This is a genomic window from Bradyrhizobium sp. NC92, from assembly GCF_025200865.1.
Lineage (GTDB): Bacteria > Pseudomonadota > Alphaproteobacteria > Rhizobiales > Xanthobacteraceae > Bradyrhizobium.
Genome location: NZ_CP104171.1, coordinates 5,726,800 through 5,742,908, shown reverse-complemented (window position 1 = coordinate 5,742,908; position 16,109 = coordinate 5,726,800). Strand labels below are relative to the sequence as shown.

Here is a 16,109-nt window from a genome sequence, read left to right as displayed (position 1 = left end):
CCGATGAGCGCTGCTTCCGACGTCGGCTACCATGCCCAGCGCAAGGCGCGCTGGCACTATGGCGAGATCGCCTTCTGGCTGATCGTGCTGGCCTGCGGTTTCGCATTTCCGTCGCGCTATCTGATCATGACCGACATCCTGCGCCTCGCGCTGTTCGCGATGTCGCTCGATCTCATCCTCGGCTATGCCGGCATCGTCTCGCTGGGCCATGCGGCGTTCTTCGGAGTCGGCGCCTATGCCGCGGGGCTGCTGGCGCTTCACGGCATCGTCAAGGAGCCCGTGCTGGCGCTGATCGTCGCCGGCCTTGCCGCCATGGTGCTCGGCTTCGCCACCAGCTTTCTGGTGATCCGCGGCGCCGACCTGACGCGCCTGATGGTGACGCTCGGCATCGCGCTGCTGCTGGAAGCGCTCGCCGAACGCTTCTCCAACATCACCGGCGGTACCGATGGCCTGCAGGGCATCGAGATGCAGCCGATCTTCGGCGAAATTCCGTTCGACATGTTCGGCAAGGCCGGCTTCTTCTATTCGCTCGCCGTGTTGTTCGTGCTGTTCCTGTTCGCGCGCCGCGTCGTGCATTCCCCGTTCGGCCTGTCGCTGCGCGCCATCAAGAACAATCCCCTGCGGGCCGCCGCCATTGGCGTTCCCGTCAACCGTCGCCTGATCGCGATCTATACGCTCGCCGCGTTCTATGCCGGCATTGCGGGGGCGCTGTTCACCCAGACGACCGCGATCGCCTCGCTCGACGTGTTCGCCTTCGAACGCTCGGCGGACCTGATGCTGGTGCTGGTCATCGGCGGCACCGGCTATCTCTATGGCGGGTTGATCGGCGCGGTGATCTTCCGCATGCTCCAGGAATTGTTCTCGACCATCACGCCGCAATACTGGCAGTTCTGGATCGGCCTCGTGCTGGTCGTGATCGTGCTGGTCGGCCGCCAGCGCCTGCATCGCTGGGTGCTGTATGTGCCGAACCTGATCATCAGGCAGATTGCGGGCCGCAAGGCGATCGTCGCCGTGCCGGAGAGCGATTCATGACCATCGCGCTCGAAACCCAAAATCTCGAAAAGCAGTTCGGGGGCCTGCGCGTCACCCGCGATCTGTCCTTGAAGGTCGAGCAGGGCGCCCGCCACGCGCTGATCGGCCCGAACGGTGCCGGCAAGACCACGGTCATCAACCAGCTCACCGGCGTGCTGAAGCCGAACTCGGGCCGCATCCTGCTCGAGGGCCAGGACATCACCGATCTGCCGGTGCACAAGCGCGTGCTGCGAGGCTTGTCGCGCACCTTCCAGATCAACCAGCTCTACCCGGACCTGACGCCCTTGGAGACCATCGGCCTTGCCGTCTCCGAACGTCTCGGCCATGGCGGCGACTGGTGGCGGCGCATGGGCACGCGCAGCGACGTCAATGGCGAGATCGCCGATCTGCTCTCCCGCTTCCACCTGCTCGACGTCATGAACGAAGAGACCGTGACGCTGCCCTACGGCAAGCAGCGGCTGCTCGAGATCGCGGTCGCCATTGCGGCCAAGCCGCGCGTGCTGCTGCTCGACGAGCCCGCCGCCGGCGTGCCCGAGAGCGAGCGCCACGATATTCTCGCCGTCGTCGGCAGCCTGCCGCGGGATGTCACCGTGCTCCTGATCGAGCACGACATGGACCTCGTGTTCTCATTCGCGGATCGCATCTCGGTGCTGGTCTCGGGCGCGCTGCTGACCGAAGGCCCGCCCGAAGAGGTCGCGCGCGATCCGCAGGTGAAGGCCGTCTATCTCGGCGAGGAGGCGGTCAATGTCTGACCTGCTCGCGATCGATTCACTTCGTGCCGGCTACGGCGAGGCGGTGGTGCTACCGAAGATGACGCTCCGCCTCGCCGAAGGACAGGTGCTGGCGCTGCTCGGGCGCAACGGCACAGGCAAGACGACGCTGATCAACTCCATCGTCGGCGTCACGCGCCGCTTCGCCGGCTCCATCGCGCTTGCCGGCAGCGACGTCACGGTGATGCGGCCCGACCAGCGGGCGCGCGCCGGCATCGGCTGGGTGCCGCAGGAGCGCAACATCTTCCGCTCGCTGACGGTGGAAGAGAACATGACCGCGGTGGCGCGGCCCGGTCCCTGGACGGTCGAGAAGGTCTACGAGATGTTTCCGCGGCTGAAGGAGAGGCGGAGCAATTTCGGCAACCAGCTCTCCGGCGGTGAGCAGCAGATGCTGGCGATCGGCCGCGCACTCACCCTCAATCCGAAAGTCCTGCTGCTGGACGAGCCGACCGAGGGCCTTGCGCCCATCATCGTCGAGGAACTCTTGAAGGCGATCGGGACCATCACCCGGTCCGGAGGTATTTGCTCGATCATCGTCGAGCAGAATGCCCAAAAGATTCTGGGGCTCGCCGACCGCGTTGTGATATTGGAGCGCGGAACGATCGTCCACGACGCTCCGAGCGCCGCGCTGAAGACCGACCCCTCTGTCCTGGAGCGCCATCTCGGCGTCGCCGGGGCGAGGGCCCACTAAGATGTCCAGGGAGTGACACATGCAGCGAACCAAAGCCCCCTTCCGCGCCGACGAGGTTGGCAGCCTCCTGCGTCCGCCCAAGATCAAGGAAGCCCGTAGCCGGCTCGAGAAGGGCGAGATCTCCGCCGACGATCTGCGCAAGATCGAGGACATGGAGATCGAGAAGGTCGTGCACAAGCAAGCCTCGATCGGGCTGAAGCTCGCGACCGACGGCGAATTCCGCCGCTCCTGGTGGCATTTCGACTTCCTGGCCAAGCTCACCGGCTGCGAGCTGTTTCACCCCGACACCGGCATCCAGTTCACGGGCGTACAGACCCGTCACGATGCGGTCCGCGTCATCGGCAAGCTCGACTTTCCCGACAGCCACCCGATGCTGGACCACTTCCGTTTCCTGAAAAAGGTCGCCGACCAGGCCCACGTCACCGCCAAGATGACGATCCCTTCGCCGGCGGTGCTCCACTTCCGCGGCGGGCGCAAGTCGATCTCCAAGGACGTCTATCCCGATCTCGACGCCTTCTACGAAGATCTCGGCAAGACCTACCGCAAGGCGGTCAAGGCGTTCTATGACGCCGGCTGCCGCTATCTCCAGTTCGACGATACCGTCTGGGCCTATCTCTGCTCGCAGGACGAATTGCAGAAGGCGCGCGAGCGCGGCGATAACCCGGATGGCCTGCAGCAGATCTATGCCCGCATCATCAACTATGCGCTGGCGGAGAAGCCGGCCGACATGGTTGTGACCACGCATGTTTGCCGCGGCAATTTCCGCTCGACCTGGATTTCTTCGGGCGGCTACGAGCCGGTGGCCGAGACCATGCTCGCCGGCACCAATTACGACGGCTATTTCCTGGAATACGACAGCGATCGCGCCGGCGGCTTCGAGCCGCTGCGCTTCCTGCCCAAGGGCAACAAGGTCGTCGTGGTCGGCGTGATCACTTCGAAGTTCGGCGAGCTCGAGAAGAAGGACGACATCAAGCGCCGTCTGGAAGAAGCCGCCAAGTTCGCCCCGCTGGAGCAGCTCGCGCTGTCGCCGCAATGCGGCTTTGCCTCGACGGAAGAGGGCAACATCCTCTCCGAGGAGGAGCAGTGGGCCAAGCTCAGCCTCGCGGTCGAGATCGCGAAGGAAGTGTGGGGACAGTAAGTCTCCGCTTGCTCACTGTCATTCCCCGCGAAAGCGGGGAATCCAGTACGCCGCGGCCCATCGATCTAACCCACACTTGTCTCGGAGTACTGGATCGCCCGGTCAAGCCGGGCGATGACAGCTGAGTGTTGGGCGAACAGCGCGGCGTTCAAAACCAGTCGCATTCTCGCCCTCACTTCTCCGCCAGATAGACCTCACCCAGCAGCGACGAATTCGACCACGGCACCTGCTTGTTCTTCGTGGTCGAGACCACCTCGGCCCGCACCCGCGTGAGCATCTGCTGCACCTCCAGCCCGGGCGTGCCGATATGGCGCGACAGGGCGGCGGAGAACGGGGAGTTGGCGCCTTCGCCGTCGAGCGCCACCTGGCCCGGCGCGGTGGCGAATGCGATCAGCGTGCCGGCCCCCAATGTCGCGCCGGTGCCGAGACTCGTCGGCGCGGCGAGGCCCGAGGCGCCCTCGATGCCGCGATTGTTTCCGGCAGATGCGACCTGCTGCGCCATCGGGTTGTTGCGGCAGGCATCGAAGATCAGGATGTTGGTGCGGACCTGGTCGTCGAGGCCGGCCATGATCGTGTCCATGTCGATCATCGCCTCCGTCAGGCTCGCGCCCGGCTTGAGCGCGACGTCGACCGGAATGAGATAGTTGCGGCCGTCGACCTGCACGCCATGGCCGGCATAATAGACCAATGCCACCTGCGCCCGGGCAGCCGCTCGAAGAAAGTCGCGCGTCATCTTCTGCATCGCGGCGCGATCGAGATCGACGCCCTCCGACACGCTGAAGCCGATGTCACGCAGGCTCTTTGCGACCGCCCGCGCATCGTTGGGTGGATTGGGCAGCGCCTTGACGTGGGTATAGGCGCCGTTGCCGATCACCAGCGCCATGCGCGTGCCGCGGCCGGCCGGGGCCGGCGATGGTGTCGGTGCCGCGCCGGTCTGCTGCGGAGCAGGGGATGGCGACGGCTGCGTCGTCGGGGACGGCGCATCGCGCGGGATCGGCGCGGCCGGCTCCGTCAGCAGCGACAGGCGCACCTTCGCGGTGGCCTGGTTGGCCTTGCTGCCGGCGTCGGATGCCACGATCGCCAGCGTCGCCTGGTAGTCCTCGCCGGCACGGGCGTAGTCGCCCTTGGCTTCATAGGCCAGCGCGCGATGGATGTAGCCGGAGATCAGCACGCTGTTGGGCGGCGTCATGATGTTGACCGGAGGCTTCTCCTTGGCGAGCCGGATCGCCTCGCTGCCGTCGGCGATGGCGCGATCGAGATCGCCCTTGGCGCGCCAGATCGCGGTGCGGTTGATCAGTGGCTGCGGTAGCGAGGGATCGAGCCGGATCGCCTGGTTGATGTCGGCGAGCGCGCCGTCGAGATCTCCGAGCGCTTCCTTGGAGATGCCGCGGTTCTGGAACGAGAACGCCGATTTCGGATCGGCCTTGATCGCCATGTCGTAGTCGGCGATCGCCTTGGCATAATCGTGCTTGCCGCGCCAGGCGTTGCCCCGATTGTGGAAGATGGTGCCGCTGGGCGGGCCGAGCTTCAGCGCATCGTCGAAATCGCTGATCGCGATCTCGTACTCGCCTTTGTCGTAATAGGCCGATCCCCGCAGATTGTAGGCCGCCTGGCTTGGCTGCAGCCGGATCGCTTCCGTCGCATCGGCGATGACCTTGGCGTAATCGCCCTTCTTGTTCCAGCCCACCGCGCGCCAGAAATGGACGGTGGCGAGTTGCTCGCCCTTGAAGACCTTCAGCGCGATGATCTTGGTGCAGGCGTCGACCATCTTGCCCGCCGGCGTGGTCTCGGTGGTGCAGAGCGGGCCGAGCTGGTTGCGCGGCTGGGCCACCGCCGGCACGGACCATTGCGCGAGGATGAGCAGGCTGAGCGTAACGAGGAGGCGGCGCATGGTGGTGGTCTCATGCGAGAGGAGAAGCGCTTGTTTGTTGCCCGGCGAGGTGCAGGGGTTCACCGCACCCGGTGAGCATCGGGCTCTCGCATCCGCTATTCCCTGAGTGGGCAGAATTTGCTAAGACGCTGGTCCCAACCTTCCTGCCCACTGACCTCCCACTCATGAAGAACGACGAAATCCTGAGCCAGATCACCGACTTCTGCCGCAAGGCGGACATGGCGGAATCGACGTTCGGCCGGCGCGCGGTGAACGATGGGAAGCTGGTGCATCGCCTGCGCGAGGGAAAGCGCATTACCATCGACACGCTGGAGCGGATCCAGGCCTATATGGCCGCATCGATGGCCGGCGGCGTGCCGCCGCCGCGGGGACTTCAGGTGCCCCCCGAGAAGCGCGATCCGCGCGGCAATTTCCGCTTCTTCGAGAACCGCCAGAAATACCTGCTGTTCGTCCACACCTGCAGCGAAAAGCGGGTGATCGCGGACCGCGTCGCGCTGGAGCTTGCCTCGATCCATCCGCGCCCGCCGGCGCTGCGCCTGTTCGACGCCGGCGTCGGCGACGGCACGGTGCTGGCGCGGGTGCTGCGCGCCACGCACCAGCGCTTTCCGCACATGCCGTTCTACGTCGCGGGCAAGGAGCTCAGCCTGGAGGATTTGCGCCTGACGCTGGAGAAGGTGCCGGACCGTATTTTCGAGCATCCGGCGTCGGTGTTCGTGTTCACCAACATGTTCTATGCGGAGGCGCCTTGGCTGACGCCGGCTTCGCCTGCTGCAGCGGCGGCCACCGTCTGGCACGAGGTGCCGCTCCGCGGCGCTTCGTCGGGCGAGTTCGAGCAGCAGATCGCGGAGCTGAGGCCTTTTCTGGAGCAGAACTGGCGCGCTGCGATCAGCCCACGCACGGCCATGCCGCTCTACGAGCGGCCGGTCGTCCTCGTGCTCTATCGCGAGGACCACAGGTTCCTGCTCGATTCGACCATTCCGCGGCCGGGCCAGACTGAGGCCAATTTCGACCTCGTCATCGCATCCCAGCCCTACCGGGCCCTGTCATCGGTCAATTTCCGGGCCAAGCGGATCATTGCACCGCTGGCACGGGCGCTTCGGCCGGGCGGCAGGCTGATCGGAATCCACTCCCATGGGCAGGATCCGGGCATGGAAATGATCCAGGCGATCTGGCCTGGAGAAAATCCTTTCTCGGTCAGCCGTCATGAGCTACTGCGTGCAGTTAAGTATGAACTTGGATCGGTGGGCCGCGACTTAAATTTTAATGCATACGCGGATAACCGTTCGATCTTCAGGTATGATATGGAAGCGCTGCCCAACGAGGTCACCGGCACCATCGGGACCTCGACGGCCTTTGCAGCGTGGAATGCGGCGGTGTATGTCGCTCAGATTGAGGACGACCGATTGACAGAAATGACTCAAAACGGCCGCACTCTGGATGCCGCCAGGGACGTGCTGCGAAAGTACAATGGGCTCTGGTTTCTCGACGAATCCTACGTCATCTCGCGTCGGCGTGATTGACATCACCAAAAGTAAACATCGCAAACGCCCGCCTAGCGGCGGAACAAGGGGTTACTGATGCGCGCGTCCTATCTCTTCACCAGCGAGTCCGTGTCCGAGGGCCATCCGGACAAGGTCTGTGACCGGATCTCCGATGAGATCGTCGACCTGTTCTACCGTGAAGGGCCGAAGGCGGGCATCGACCCCTGGCAGATCCGCGCCGCCTGCGAGACGCTCGCGACCACCAACAAGGTGGTGATCGCCGGTGAGACCCGCGGCCCGAAGTCGGTGACCAACGAGCAGATCGAGAGCGTCGTGCGCGGCGCGATCAAGGACATCGGCTACGAGCAGGAAGGCTTCCACTGGAAGACCTGCGACATCGAGATCCTCCTGCATCCGCAGTCGGCCGACATTGCCCAGGGCGTCGACGCGCTGCAGCCGGGCGAGGTCAAGGAAGAAGGCGCGGGCGACCAGGGCATCATGTTCGGCTACGCCACCAACGAGACGCCCGATCTGATGCCGGCGCCGATCTTCTACGCCCACAAGATCCTGCGCCTGATCTCCGAAGCCCGTCACTCCGGCAAGGAGAAGGTGCTGGGTCCGGACTCCAAGAGCCAGGTCACCGTGCAGTACGAGAACGGCAAGCCGGTCGGCGTGCGCGAGATCGTGGTCTCGCACCAGCATCTGGTCCCGGACCTCACCTCGAACCAGGTCCGCGAGATCGTCGAGCCCTATGTGCGCGAGGCGCTGCCGAAGGACTGGATCACCCCGAAGACGATCTGGCACATCAACCCGACCGGCAAGTTCTACATCGGCGGTCCCGACGGCGATTCCGGCCTGACCGGCCGCAAGATCATCGTCGACACCTATGGCGGCGCGGCCCCGCATGGCGGCGGCGCGTTCTCCGGCAAGGATCCGACCAAGGTCGACCGCTCGGCGGCCTATGCCGCGCGCTACGTCGCCAAGAACATCGTTGCCGCCGGTCTTGCCGACCGCTGCACCCTGCAGCTTGCCTACGCCATCGGCGTGGCGCGTCCGCTGTCGATCTACATCGACACCCACGGCACCGGTAAGGTTTCGGAAGACCAACTCGAGAAGGCCGCTGCCAAGGCGATGGACCTCACCCCGCGCGGCATCCGGACCCATCTCGATCTCAACCGGCCGATCTACGCGCGCACCTCGGCCTACGGCCATTTCGGCCGCACGCCCGATAACGAGGGCGGCTTCTCCTGGGAGAAGACCGACCTCGTCGAGCAGCTCAAGCGCGCGCTCTAGCGCCCTTACCTCGCCCCGCTTGCGGGGAGAGGTCGCCGCGAAGCGGCGGGTGAGGGGACTCTCCGCAAGCTCGGTGCTTGGATAGAGCCCCTCACCCCAGCCCTCTCCCCGTAAGAACGGGGAGAGGGAGAATGGTGCCACATAGCGTTCAGCTTGCTTTGGTACTGACACGCCAGCCCTCACTGATTAGGAAACAGACATGAACGCGAAGCCCGGCTTCACCGATTACATCGTCAAGGACATTTCGCTCGCCGAGTTCGGCCGCAAGGAGCTCTCGCTGGCCGAGACCGAGATGCCCGGCCTGATGGCCACCCGCGAGGAGTACGGTCCGAAGCAGCCGCTGAAGGGCGCGCGCATCGCCGGCTCGCTGCACATGACGATCCAGACCGGCGTGCTGATCGAGACGCTCGCCGCGCTCGGCGCCGACATCCGCTGGGTCTCCTGCAACATCTATTCGACGCAGGATCATGCTGCCGCTGCGATCGCCGCCGCCGGCATTCCCGTCTTCGCCGTCAAGGGTGAGACGCTGAAGGATTACTGGGACTACACCGCAAAGCTGTTCGACTGGCACGGCGGCGGTCATCCGAACATGATCCTCGACGACGGCGGCGACGCCACCATGTATGTCCATCTCGGTCTGCGCGCCGAGAACGGCGACACCGCCTTCCTCGACAAGCCCGGCTCCGAGGAAGAGGAAGTCTTCTTCGCGCTTCTGAAGAAGCAGCTCAAGGAAAAGCCGAAGGGCTACTTCGCCGGGATCGCCAACAGCATCAAGGGCGTGTCCGAGGAGACCACGACGGGCGTGCATCGCCTCTACGACATGCAGAAGGCGGGCACGCTGCTGTGGCCGGCCATCAACGTCAACGACAGCGTCACCAAGTCGAAGTTCGACAACCTCTATGGCTGCCGTGAATCGCTGGTCGACGGCATCCGCCGCGGCACCGACGTGATGCTGTCGGGCAAGGTCGCGATGGTCGCCGGCTTCGGCGACGTCGGCAAGGGCTCGGCCGCCTCGCTGCGCCAGGCCGGCTGCCGCGTCATGGTGTCGGAAGTCGATCCGATCTGCGCGCTGCAGGCCGCGATGGAAGGCTACGAGGTGGTGACCATGGAAGACGCCGCGCCGCGCGCCGACATCTTCGTCACCGCCACCGGCAACAAGGACATCATCACCATCGAGCACATGCGCGCGATGAAGGATCGCGCCATCGTCTGCAACATCGGCCACTTCGACAACGAGATCCAGATCGCGTCTCTGCGCAATCTGAAGTGGACCAACATCAAGCCGCAGGTCGACGAGATCGAATTCCCCGACAAGCACCGCATCATCCTGCTGTCGGAAGGCCGCCTCGTGAACCTTGGCAACGCGATGGGCCATCCGTCCTTCGTGATGTCGGCGTCCTTCACCAACCAGACGCTGGCGCAGATCGAGCTGTTCGCCAACAACAAGGACGGCAAGTACGAGAAGAAGGTCTACGTGCTGCCCAAGACCCTCGACGAGAAGGTCGCCCGCCTGCACCTCTCCAAGATCGGCGTCAAGCTCACCGAGCTGCGCAAGGACCAGGCCGACTATATCGGCGTGAAGCAGGAAGGTCCGTACAAGTCGGACCATTACCGGTACTGAGATCGCACGCATTTGCGATAAAGGGCCCCGGAGCAATCCGGGGCCTTTTTTATTATCCGGCTGTCTGATACCCTTCAGGTAGAGCCAAAACAAGCCTGCCACTTTTGCAGCGGGCGGCCATTTCCGTACGCGTATTGTCAGATACCGAAAGCATTATGGAGGAATGCGATGTCCAATGAAGCCGCGAATGTCCACATCCTGAAAGAGGCGTATCGGCTCTGGCATGAAAGTCGTGGGGGCAGCGTCGATCACTGGTTTGACGCCGTCGTCGCCCCGAACGTCAATTTTGCATCGGTGCCGCGGGGTGTCGCGCCGCTCGATTTCGCCAAGCAGTATCGCGACAGCAAGGAATTGCGCGAATACTTCGACCGGCTGCTTTCCGAATGGACCATGCAGCACTACACGATCGACGAGTATATCGCGCAAGGAGACGCAGTCGTCGCACGCGGCTCGACGGCCTGGACCAACAAGAAGACGGGCAAGACCGCCGAGACTCCGAAGATCGATTACTGGCGGTTCAAGGACGGTAAAGCCGTTGAGTTCTACGAGTATTTCGATACGGCGTGTGTGGTCGCTGCAGCGACCTGACGGTTGCAATTTGGCGCGGCGCTGCCATCCTGTGACAGGAGAAACGCCATGGCCGAAACCAAAGAACATTTCGACGTGCTGATCGTCGGTGCCGGCCTGTCCGGTATCGGTGCCGGCTATCATCTGCAGACCAAGTGTCCAGGCAAGAGCTACGTCATCCTCGAGGGACGCGACTGCATCGGCGGCACCTGGGACCTGTTTCGCTATCCCGGCATCCGCTCGGACAGCGACATGTTCACGCTCGGCTATTCGTTCAAGCCGTGGACCGATCCGAAGGCGATCGCCGACGGGCCCCAGATCCTGAACTATGTGCGCGAGACTGCCAGCGAGAACGGCATCGACAAGCACATCCGCTTCCACCACCGCGTCAAGCGTGCGGCGTGGTCGACGCCGGATGCGCGCTGGACCGTCGAGGCCGAGCGCATCACGGGCGAGGGCGCGGCCGAGCTGGTGTGCTTCACCTGCAATTTCCTGTTTCTGTGCTCGGGCTACTACAAATACGAGGCGGGCTACACGCCGGAGTTCAAGGGTGCCGCTGATTTCGCCGGCCGCATCGTGCATCCGCAGAAATGGACCGAAGACATCGACTACGCGGGCAAGTGTGTCGTCGTGATCGGCTCGGGTGCGACAGCGGTGACGCTGGTGCCGGAGCTCGCCAAGAAGGCGGCGCAGGTCACCATGTTGCAGCGTTCGCCGACCTATGTGGTGTCGCGGCCGGCGCAGGATCCCGTGGCCAACAAGCTGCGCCGCAATCTGCCGGCGCAGCTTGCCTATCACCTGATCCGCTGGCGCAACGTGATGTGGGGGATGTTCTTCTTCCAGCTCAGCCGGCGCCGGCCGGCGAAGGTGAAGGACCTCATCCTCAAAGGCGTGCAGATGGCGCTCGGCCCGGACTACGACGTCGCGACCCATTTCACGCCGCGCTACAATCCTTGGGATCAGCGGCTGTGCCTGGTGCCCGACGGCGACCTCTTCAAGGCGATCCGCGAGCAGCGCGCCAGCGTCGTCACCAGCGAGATCGACACCTTCACGCATGACGGCATCCGCCTCAAGGACGGCCGCGAGCTCGCCGCCGACATCATTGTGACGGCGACCGGGCTTGTGCTCCAGGTCGTCGGCGGCCTCGAGGTCAGCGTCGACGGCCGCTCCGTCGATTTTGCCAACACGCTGACCTACAAGGGCATGATGTATGCCGATGTGCCGAACATGGCCTCCGCCTTCGGCTACACCAACGCGTCCTGGACGCTGAAATGCGACCTCACCTGCGAATATGTCTGCCGCCTCATCAACTACATGGACCGGCACAATTTCCGCCAGTGCATGCCGCACAATGACGATTCCACCATCACCGCGCAGCCTTCGCTCGATTTCACCTCAGGCTACGTGCAGCGCTCGATCGCCAAAATGCCGAAGCAGGGTTCGAAGCGGCCGTGGCGCCTCCACCAGAACTACGCGCTCGACATCGTCTCCTTGCGCTTCGGCCGGATCGACGACGGCGTGATGCAGTATTCCTGAACTTGCTAAGTAGGATACGGCGATAGCCTCGCGTTCGCTTGAGACGAATCGCGACTTGCGGTAGTATTTTTGCGCTGCAAGAAATTTATGTCCGACAACGTCTGAGTTCCGCGTCGTTGCCGTCTTAAGGGGAGCGCGGGACATGCACGTCCTTGCCCTGGTCACGCAAAAAGGCGGAAGCGGCAAGAGTACGCTGTCCGTTGGACTGGCGGTGGCAGCAACGCAGTGCGCTGAGCGCGTCGCTCTCATTGAGGCGGACGCGCAAGGTACGATCTCGAAATGGAAAGAGCGCCGCGATCATCCCTATCCCCGCGTCGAGCGCGTTACGGATCCTGCCGAGATCGATCCGTTGATCACGCGCCTGAAGGCCGAAGGCGTCTGGCTTGCCATCATCGACACAGCTGCCACGACCAACAGTCTGGCGCTGCGCGTCATCGCCTGCGCGGATCTCTGTCTCATCCCGGCGCGCCCAAGCCCGGCCGATATCGAAGCCGCAATTCCTACACTGATCGCCATTCGCAGGCTCAACCGCCGATTTGCCTTCATCCTCAATCAGACGCCGACGCGGGGGTGCCGGCTGAGCGAAGCTGCCACATCGCTAAGCTCGCTCGGCATGCTTGCGCTCCCGTTTATTGCGCAGCGTAACGATCACCAGGATGCGCTCGGAGCAGGGTTGGGCGTGACGGAGTTCGGGCCTGCGGGCAAAGCTTCGGGCGAAATTGTATGTTTGTGGGGTTGGATCGCGGCGCACTTGGCCGAGGAGTCGGACGATTATGGGAAAGGCGCGCTCAAAGCTGCCTGCTGACGTTGGACGCACCGGGCGTCGCTCGTTGCTGGAACTGGCGGCGGAAGTGAGCCGTGCGGTCGACGAGGGCTTGGCCATGCCGCCGGGCCCAGTCGCCGTCTTCCCCCAGGAAGCGCCGCAGATCGCGCAAGAAGCGCCTGCTCCGATGACTGTTTCGGTACAAGAGGCGGCCAGCGTCATCGTTGCAAGACCTGAACCTCCGAGCAGGACCACCACTGATCTCATCGTGGACATGGCCAAGGAGTATCAAGCCCGCGCCTTGGACGGCATGAGCGCTACGCTCGACTACGCCAACGACCTCGCAAAGTCACGGCTGGCCAGTGTGAGTTCAGAGGCCAATGGAACCGTCGTCGCGGAAAGTGATCTCATCGACGCGATTGGAACGGCAGCCGAGTGTCGCACCGTCGTGCTCGAACTGATGAAGATCAATGCGGGCGCGACCTTGGAGTATGCGCGGGAGCTAGGCAGTGCAAGAACGCTGGCGGAGTTGGTTGAGCTGTCGGGCACGCATGCGCGAAAGCAATGTGAGTTGGTCCTGAGGCAAACCGAGTTGCTGAGGTCGCTTGCTCAAAGCATGACAAAGCCCAGTGCCAGGTGATGCCGCTCGCCTGCCATCATCGCGCTCAGGATCTGCGGGGGACGATCAGGGGCGGCCGAGATCGATTGCCAGTGCCAGCACCACCGCCCCCGCCGCCGTGAACCATTTCGCCGCGATCAGGTCGGGGGTCAGCGGCGTGTAGGAAAAGCGGGCAAGGCCGAGTCCGACCAGCGATGCGGACAGGCCCGCCACCGCATATCGCCAGGTTGCCTGCGACGTTGATCCCGGCTCCAGCGCGCAACGGCGCTCGGATCATCCTGTCTGGTTGGTGCGGCGGCGCCGGAATTCCTGCACGGGCAGGCCGCCCCACCCCCAATTGTCGGTGTCGACCTCCTCGATCACGACGAAGGTGGCCTCGAGCGGCTTGCCGAGAACGTCGCGCAGGAGCTCGCTCGAGCCCTTGATCAGCGCCGCCTTCTCCTCCGCAGTAACTGACGCCGAACCCGGCGTCGTTCCCTCACGGGTCACCTGAATGGTGACGATGGGCATTGTCGTTCTCCTCCTCTCAGTGGCCGGCGCTCTGGCCGCCGTCGACATGCAGGATCTCGCCGGTGACGAAGGAAGCGCCCTCGAGATAGAGCACGGCATCGACGATGTCGGACATCTCGCCCATGTGGCCCACGGGATGCATCGCGCCGTACTGCGCATGCGTCGCGACGGCGTGCATCGGCGACTTGATGATCCCGGGCGACACCGCGTTCACGCGAATGCCGCGCCTGGCGTATTCGATCGCGAGCGACTTGGTCGCGGCGTTCAGCCCGCCCTTGCTCAGCGAGGCCAGCACCGAGGGCACGTTCGAATTGGCCTGATCGACCAGTGTGGTCGTGATCTGGACGACATGGCCGGACCCTTGCTTCTCCATCTCGGCGATGGCGAGCTGGGTGATGTGGAAGAAGCCGGCGACGTTGGTGCCCATCACGGCCGCATAGTCTTCGGCCGTGTACTGCGTGAACGGCTTGGCGACGAAGATGCCGGCATTATTGACCAGCGTGTCGACGCGGCCGAAGCGGGCGACGGCCTGCGAGACCACGCGCTCGGCGGTGGCTCGGTCGGCGATGTCGCCGGCAATGGCGAGGACGTCTTCGTCGCTCGACGGTTTGACGGAGCGCGCCGTTGCGACGACGCGGTAGTTGCGATCGCGAAAACCCTGAACCAGGGCGGCGCCGATACCCTGCGATGCACCGGTGATGATGGCGACCTTCTGCTCGATACCCATGACGGACTCCTGTTGTTGGCTTGAAAACCTGCGCCAGCGGCGGCTGGCTTGGGCGTTGAGGTACGCTGCGGCGGCTTACTTGCGAATATCCGCTGCCCGGCAGACACTCTTTCGCAGCGCGAACGAATGCCGGATCGACGGTTGTCGCGGCGTGAACGAACGCCTAGCTTTCCCGCTGGAAGCCCAGGGGGCGGCGGGAAGCGCATGGATCGTCTGGATGCGATGAAAGTGTTTGTGCTCGCGGTGGATGAGGGGAGCCTCGCTGCCGCGGGCCGCAAGCTCGGCCGCTCGCCGGCAGCCGTCAGCCGTGCCATCGCCTTTCTGGAAGAGCGGGTCGGCGCCGAGCTGCTGCACCGAACGACACGCTCGATCAAGCTGAGCGAGGAGGGCGAGCGCTATGTCGCGATCTGCCGCCGCGTGCTCACCGAGCTGGAGGAAGCCGAGGACATCGCGGCCGGACCGCTCACGGCACCGCGTGGTCTGCTCACGATCACCGCTCCGGTGGTCTCGGGAGAGATGGTGCTGCGGCCGATCCTCGACGCGTTTCTCGACGCCTATCCGACCGTGTCGGCAAAACTCCTGCTGTTCGACCGTGCCGTCAATCTGATCGAGGAAGGCGTCGATATCGCGCTTCGCATCGGCCCGCTGGCGGACTCGGCGATGGTGGCGATGCGGGTCGGTGGGATCAGCCGCGTCGTGGTGGCCGCTCCCCGTTACCTGAAACAGCATCCGCGCATCGCGGAGCCTGGCGATCTCGCAAAACATCAGATCGTCGCGATGGCGCACCTGCCGAATTCCTGGACCTTTGCGCCGCAGGCGGGCTCGTCGACGCCGCGCACCGTGCAGTTCGCCCCGCGGCTCGTCGTCAACAGCACCTATGCGGCAGTGGCCTCCGCTGTGGCCGGGCGCGGCGTGGCGCGGATGTATTCGTACCAGGTGGCCGAGCAGGTCGCGCGCGGCGAGCTCGAGATCCTGCTTGCCGGCGACAAGGATCCGGAGATGCCTGCGCATCTGATCTGTCCGCAGGGCCGGCTTTCGGTGCCCAAGGTGCGCGCCTTCACCGACTTCGCCGTGCCCCGGCTGAAGAAGCAGTTCGCGCTGCTGAAGCAGAGCATCAAGGCGCGCTGAGCCGCTTCACGCCTCCGCAATGCGTTGTTTTGCGTATACGGCGGGGCGGCTGAATCGGCGACGCTTCCACAACGGTTAACGCCGATTTAACGGATGAGTCCTAGCCTGTCTCGGCCGGGGTTACTCGCAAGGCCGAGGTGAGCCCAATGGAAGCCCAGAGAATAGCGGTCGACGCCGTCGTCGCGCTGACCGATTGCGACCGCGACGCCGTCATCGCCTTCATCCGCCGGCTCTACCTCTCCGGCGTCACCGACCCCAAGCGCCTGACCTTCAAGGGCCTGCAGGCGCTGTCGCGGGCCTGATTCGGCTCGTTTCGGCCAGTTTGACCCAAGTTCCGTCCCC

17 protein-coding genes are annotated in these 16,109 nt (G+C 64.3%); 13 read left to right on the top strand and 4 right to left on the bottom strand.

Annotation, left to right across the window (positions count from 1 at the left end; genetic code table 11):
* The first annotated feature begins 3 nt into the window (after positions 1-3).
* The 4 genes from N2602_RS27170 to N2602_RS27155 are packed head-to-tail and all read left to right on the top strand — an operon-like array spanning position 4 to position 3,631.
* Positions 4-1,032 (top strand): branched-chain amino acid ABC transporter permease, encoded by a 1,029-nt coding sequence (locus N2602_RS27170; protein ID WP_260379980.1) that lies wholly within the window; start codon positions 4-6, stop codon positions 1,030-1,032.
* Positions 1,029-1,784, top strand: coding sequence for an ABC transporter ATP-binding protein (locus tag N2602_RS27165; RefSeq protein WP_260379979.1), 756 nt, complete (start codon positions 1,029-1,031; stop codon positions 1,782-1,784). Before N2602_RS27170 ends, N2602_RS27165 begins: the two co-directional genes overlap by 4 nt.
* Positions 1,777-2,493, top strand: coding sequence for an ABC transporter ATP-binding protein (locus tag N2602_RS27160; RefSeq protein WP_260379978.1), 717 nt, complete (start codon positions 1,777-1,779; stop codon positions 2,491-2,493). The genes N2602_RS27165 and N2602_RS27160 overlap by 8 nt, the downstream gene beginning before the upstream one ends.
* 19 nt (positions 2,494-2,512) lie before the next feature.
* Positions 2,513-3,631, top strand: coding sequence for a cobalamin-independent methionine synthase II family protein (locus N2602_RS27155; protein ID WP_260379977.1), 1,119 nt, complete (start codon positions 2,513-2,515; stop codon positions 3,629-3,631).
* A gap of 172 nt (positions 3,632-3,803) precedes the next feature.
* Here the strand turns inward: N2602_RS27155 and N2602_RS27150 are convergent, their stop codons facing one another.
* Positions 3,804-5,522 carry a caspase family protein gene (locus tag N2602_RS27150; protein ID WP_260379976.1) on the bottom strand — a complete coding sequence of 573 codons (1,719 nt, stop codon included), beginning with the start codon at positions 5,520-5,522 and terminating at the stop codon, positions 3,804-3,806.
* 164 nt (positions 5,523-5,686) lie between these two features.
* Between N2602_RS27150 and N2602_RS27145 the strand changes: the two genes are divergently transcribed.
* The 7 genes from N2602_RS27145 to N2602_RS27115 all read left to right on the top strand — a co-directional run bounded on the left by N2602_RS27145 (position 5,687) and on the right by N2602_RS27115 (position 13,423).
* A complete protein-coding gene (locus N2602_RS27145; protein WP_057028724.1) occupies positions 5,687-7,042 on the top strand; it encodes a hypothetical protein in 1,356 nt (451 codons plus the stop codon).
* A gap of 57 nt (positions 7,043-7,099) precedes the next feature.
* Positions 7,100-8,296: a methionine adenosyltransferase gene (gene metK, locus N2602_RS27140; RefSeq protein WP_172785319.1), complete on the top strand. Its 1,197-nt coding sequence runs from the start codon at positions 7,100-7,102 to the stop codon at positions 8,294-8,296.
* A gap of 199 nt (positions 8,297-8,495) precedes the next feature.
* Positions 8,496-9,917 (top strand): adenosylhomocysteinase, encoded by a 1,422-nt coding sequence (ahcY, locus tag N2602_RS27135; protein ID WP_172785318.1) that lies wholly within the window; start codon positions 8,496-8,498, stop codon positions 9,915-9,917.
* A gap of 168 nt (positions 9,918-10,085) precedes the next feature.
* The gene (locus N2602_RS27130) at positions 10,086-10,505 is read left to right on the top strand and encodes a nuclear transport factor 2 family protein (RefSeq protein ID WP_172785317.1); all 420 of its coding nucleotides are present in this window, start codon (positions 10,086-10,088) and stop codon (positions 10,503-10,505) included.
* Between the two features lie 48 nt (positions 10,506-10,553).
* A complete protein-coding gene (locus N2602_RS27125) occupies positions 10,554-12,020 on the top strand; it encodes an NAD(P)/FAD-dependent oxidoreductase (RefSeq protein WP_260379975.1) in 1,467 nt (488 codons plus the stop codon).
* 142 nt (positions 12,021-12,162) lie between these two features.
* On the top strand, positions 12,163-12,825 hold the full coding sequence (locus N2602_RS27120) for a ParA family protein (RefSeq protein WP_260379974.1): 663 nt from the start codon (positions 12,163-12,165) through the stop codon (positions 12,823-12,825).
* Positions 12,826-12,850: 25 nt separating this feature from the next.
* Positions 12,851-13,423: a phasin family protein gene (locus tag N2602_RS27115; protein ID WP_260379973.1), complete on the top strand. Its 573-nt coding sequence runs from the start codon at positions 12,851-12,853 to the stop codon at positions 13,421-13,423.
* Positions 13,424-13,468: 45 nt separating this feature from the next.
* On the opposite strand, the gene N2602_RS27110 is transcribed toward N2602_RS27115, so the two are convergent.
* The 3 genes from N2602_RS27110 to N2602_RS27100 are packed head-to-tail and all read right to left on the bottom strand — an operon-like array spanning position 13,469 to position 14,639.
* Positions 13,469-13,615, bottom strand: a complete 147-nt coding sequence (locus N2602_RS27110; protein ID WP_409241844.1) for a YbfB/YjiJ family MFS transporter — start codon at positions 13,613-13,615, stop codon at positions 13,469-13,471.
* A 60-nt stretch (positions 13,616-13,675) separates the two neighbouring features.
* A complete protein-coding gene (locus N2602_RS27105; protein ID WP_260379972.1) occupies positions 13,676-13,912 on the bottom strand; it encodes a 4-oxalocrotonate tautomerase family protein in 237 nt (78 codons plus the stop codon).
* 16 nt (positions 13,913-13,928) lie between these two features.
* Complete coding sequence (locus N2602_RS27100) at positions 13,929-14,639, bottom strand: SDR family NAD(P)-dependent oxidoreductase (RefSeq protein ID WP_172785312.1); 711 nt, start codon at positions 14,637-14,639, stop codon at positions 13,929-13,931.
* Between the two features lie 204 nt (positions 14,640-14,843).
* Here N2602_RS27100 and N2602_RS27095 point away from each other — a divergent pair, with 204 nt between their 5' ends.
* Positions 14,844-15,767 (top strand): LysR family transcriptional regulator, encoded by a 924-nt coding sequence (locus tag N2602_RS27095; protein WP_260379971.1) that lies wholly within the window; start codon positions 14,844-14,846, stop codon positions 15,765-15,767.
* 146 nt (positions 15,768-15,913) lie between these two features.
* On the top strand, positions 15,914-16,069 hold the full coding sequence (locus tag N2602_RS27090) for a hypothetical protein (protein ID WP_260379970.1): 156 nt from the start codon (positions 15,914-15,916) through the stop codon (positions 16,067-16,069).
* Positions 16,070-16,109: the final 40 nt, after the last annotated feature.

Excerpts from the sequence above, each read along its gene's own strand:
- N2602_RS27170 (WP_260379980.1), top strand. The coding sequence starts at position 4 with ATGAGCGCTGCTTCCGACGTCGGCTACCATGCCCAGCGCAAGGCGCGC.
- N2602_RS27165 (WP_260379979.1), top strand. The coding sequence starts at position 1,029 with ATGACCATCGCGCTCGAAACCCAAAATCTCGAAAAGCAGTTCGGGGGC.
- N2602_RS27160 (WP_260379978.1), top strand. The coding sequence starts at position 1,777 with ATGTCTGACCTGCTCGCGATCGATTCACTTCGTGCCGGCTACGGCGAG.
- N2602_RS27155 (WP_260379977.1), top strand. The coding sequence starts at position 2,513 with ATGCAGCGAACCAAAGCCCCCTTCCGCGCCGACGAGGTTGGCAGCCTC.
- N2602_RS27150 (WP_260379976.1), bottom strand. The coding sequence starts at position 5,522 with ATGCGCCGCCTCCTCGTTACGCTCAGCCTGCTCATCCTCGCGCAATGG.
- N2602_RS27145 (WP_057028724.1), top strand. The coding sequence starts at position 5,687 with ATGAAGAACGACGAAATCCTGAGCCAGATCACCGACTTCTGCCGCAAG.
- metK (WP_172785319.1), top strand. The coding sequence starts at position 7,100 with ATGCGCGCGTCCTATCTCTTCACCAGCGAGTCCGTGTCCGAGGGCCAT.
- ahcY (WP_172785318.1), top strand. The coding sequence starts at position 8,496 with ATGAACGCGAAGCCCGGCTTCACCGATTACATCGTCAAGGACATTTCG.
- N2602_RS27130 (WP_172785317.1), top strand. The coding sequence starts at position 10,086 with ATGTCCAATGAAGCCGCGAATGTCCACATCCTGAAAGAGGCGTATCGG.
- N2602_RS27125 (WP_260379975.1), top strand. The coding sequence starts at position 10,554 with ATGGCCGAAACCAAAGAACATTTCGACGTGCTGATCGTCGGTGCCGGC.
- N2602_RS27120 (WP_260379974.1), top strand. The coding sequence starts at position 12,163 with ATGCACGTCCTTGCCCTGGTCACGCAAAAAGGCGGAAGCGGCAAGAGT.
- N2602_RS27105 (WP_260379972.1), bottom strand. The coding sequence starts at position 13,912 with ATGCCCATCGTCACCATTCAGGTGACCCGTGAGGGAACGACGCCGGGT.
- N2602_RS27100 (WP_172785312.1), bottom strand. The coding sequence starts at position 14,639 with ATGGGTATCGAGCAGAAGGTCGCCATCATCACCGGTGCATCGCAGGGT.
- N2602_RS27095 (WP_260379971.1), top strand. The coding sequence starts at position 14,844 with ATGGATCGTCTGGATGCGATGAAAGTGTTTGTGCTCGCGGTGGATGAG.
- N2602_RS27090 (WP_260379970.1), top strand. The coding sequence starts at position 15,914 with ATGGAAGCCCAGAGAATAGCGGTCGACGCCGTCGTCGCGCTGACCGAT.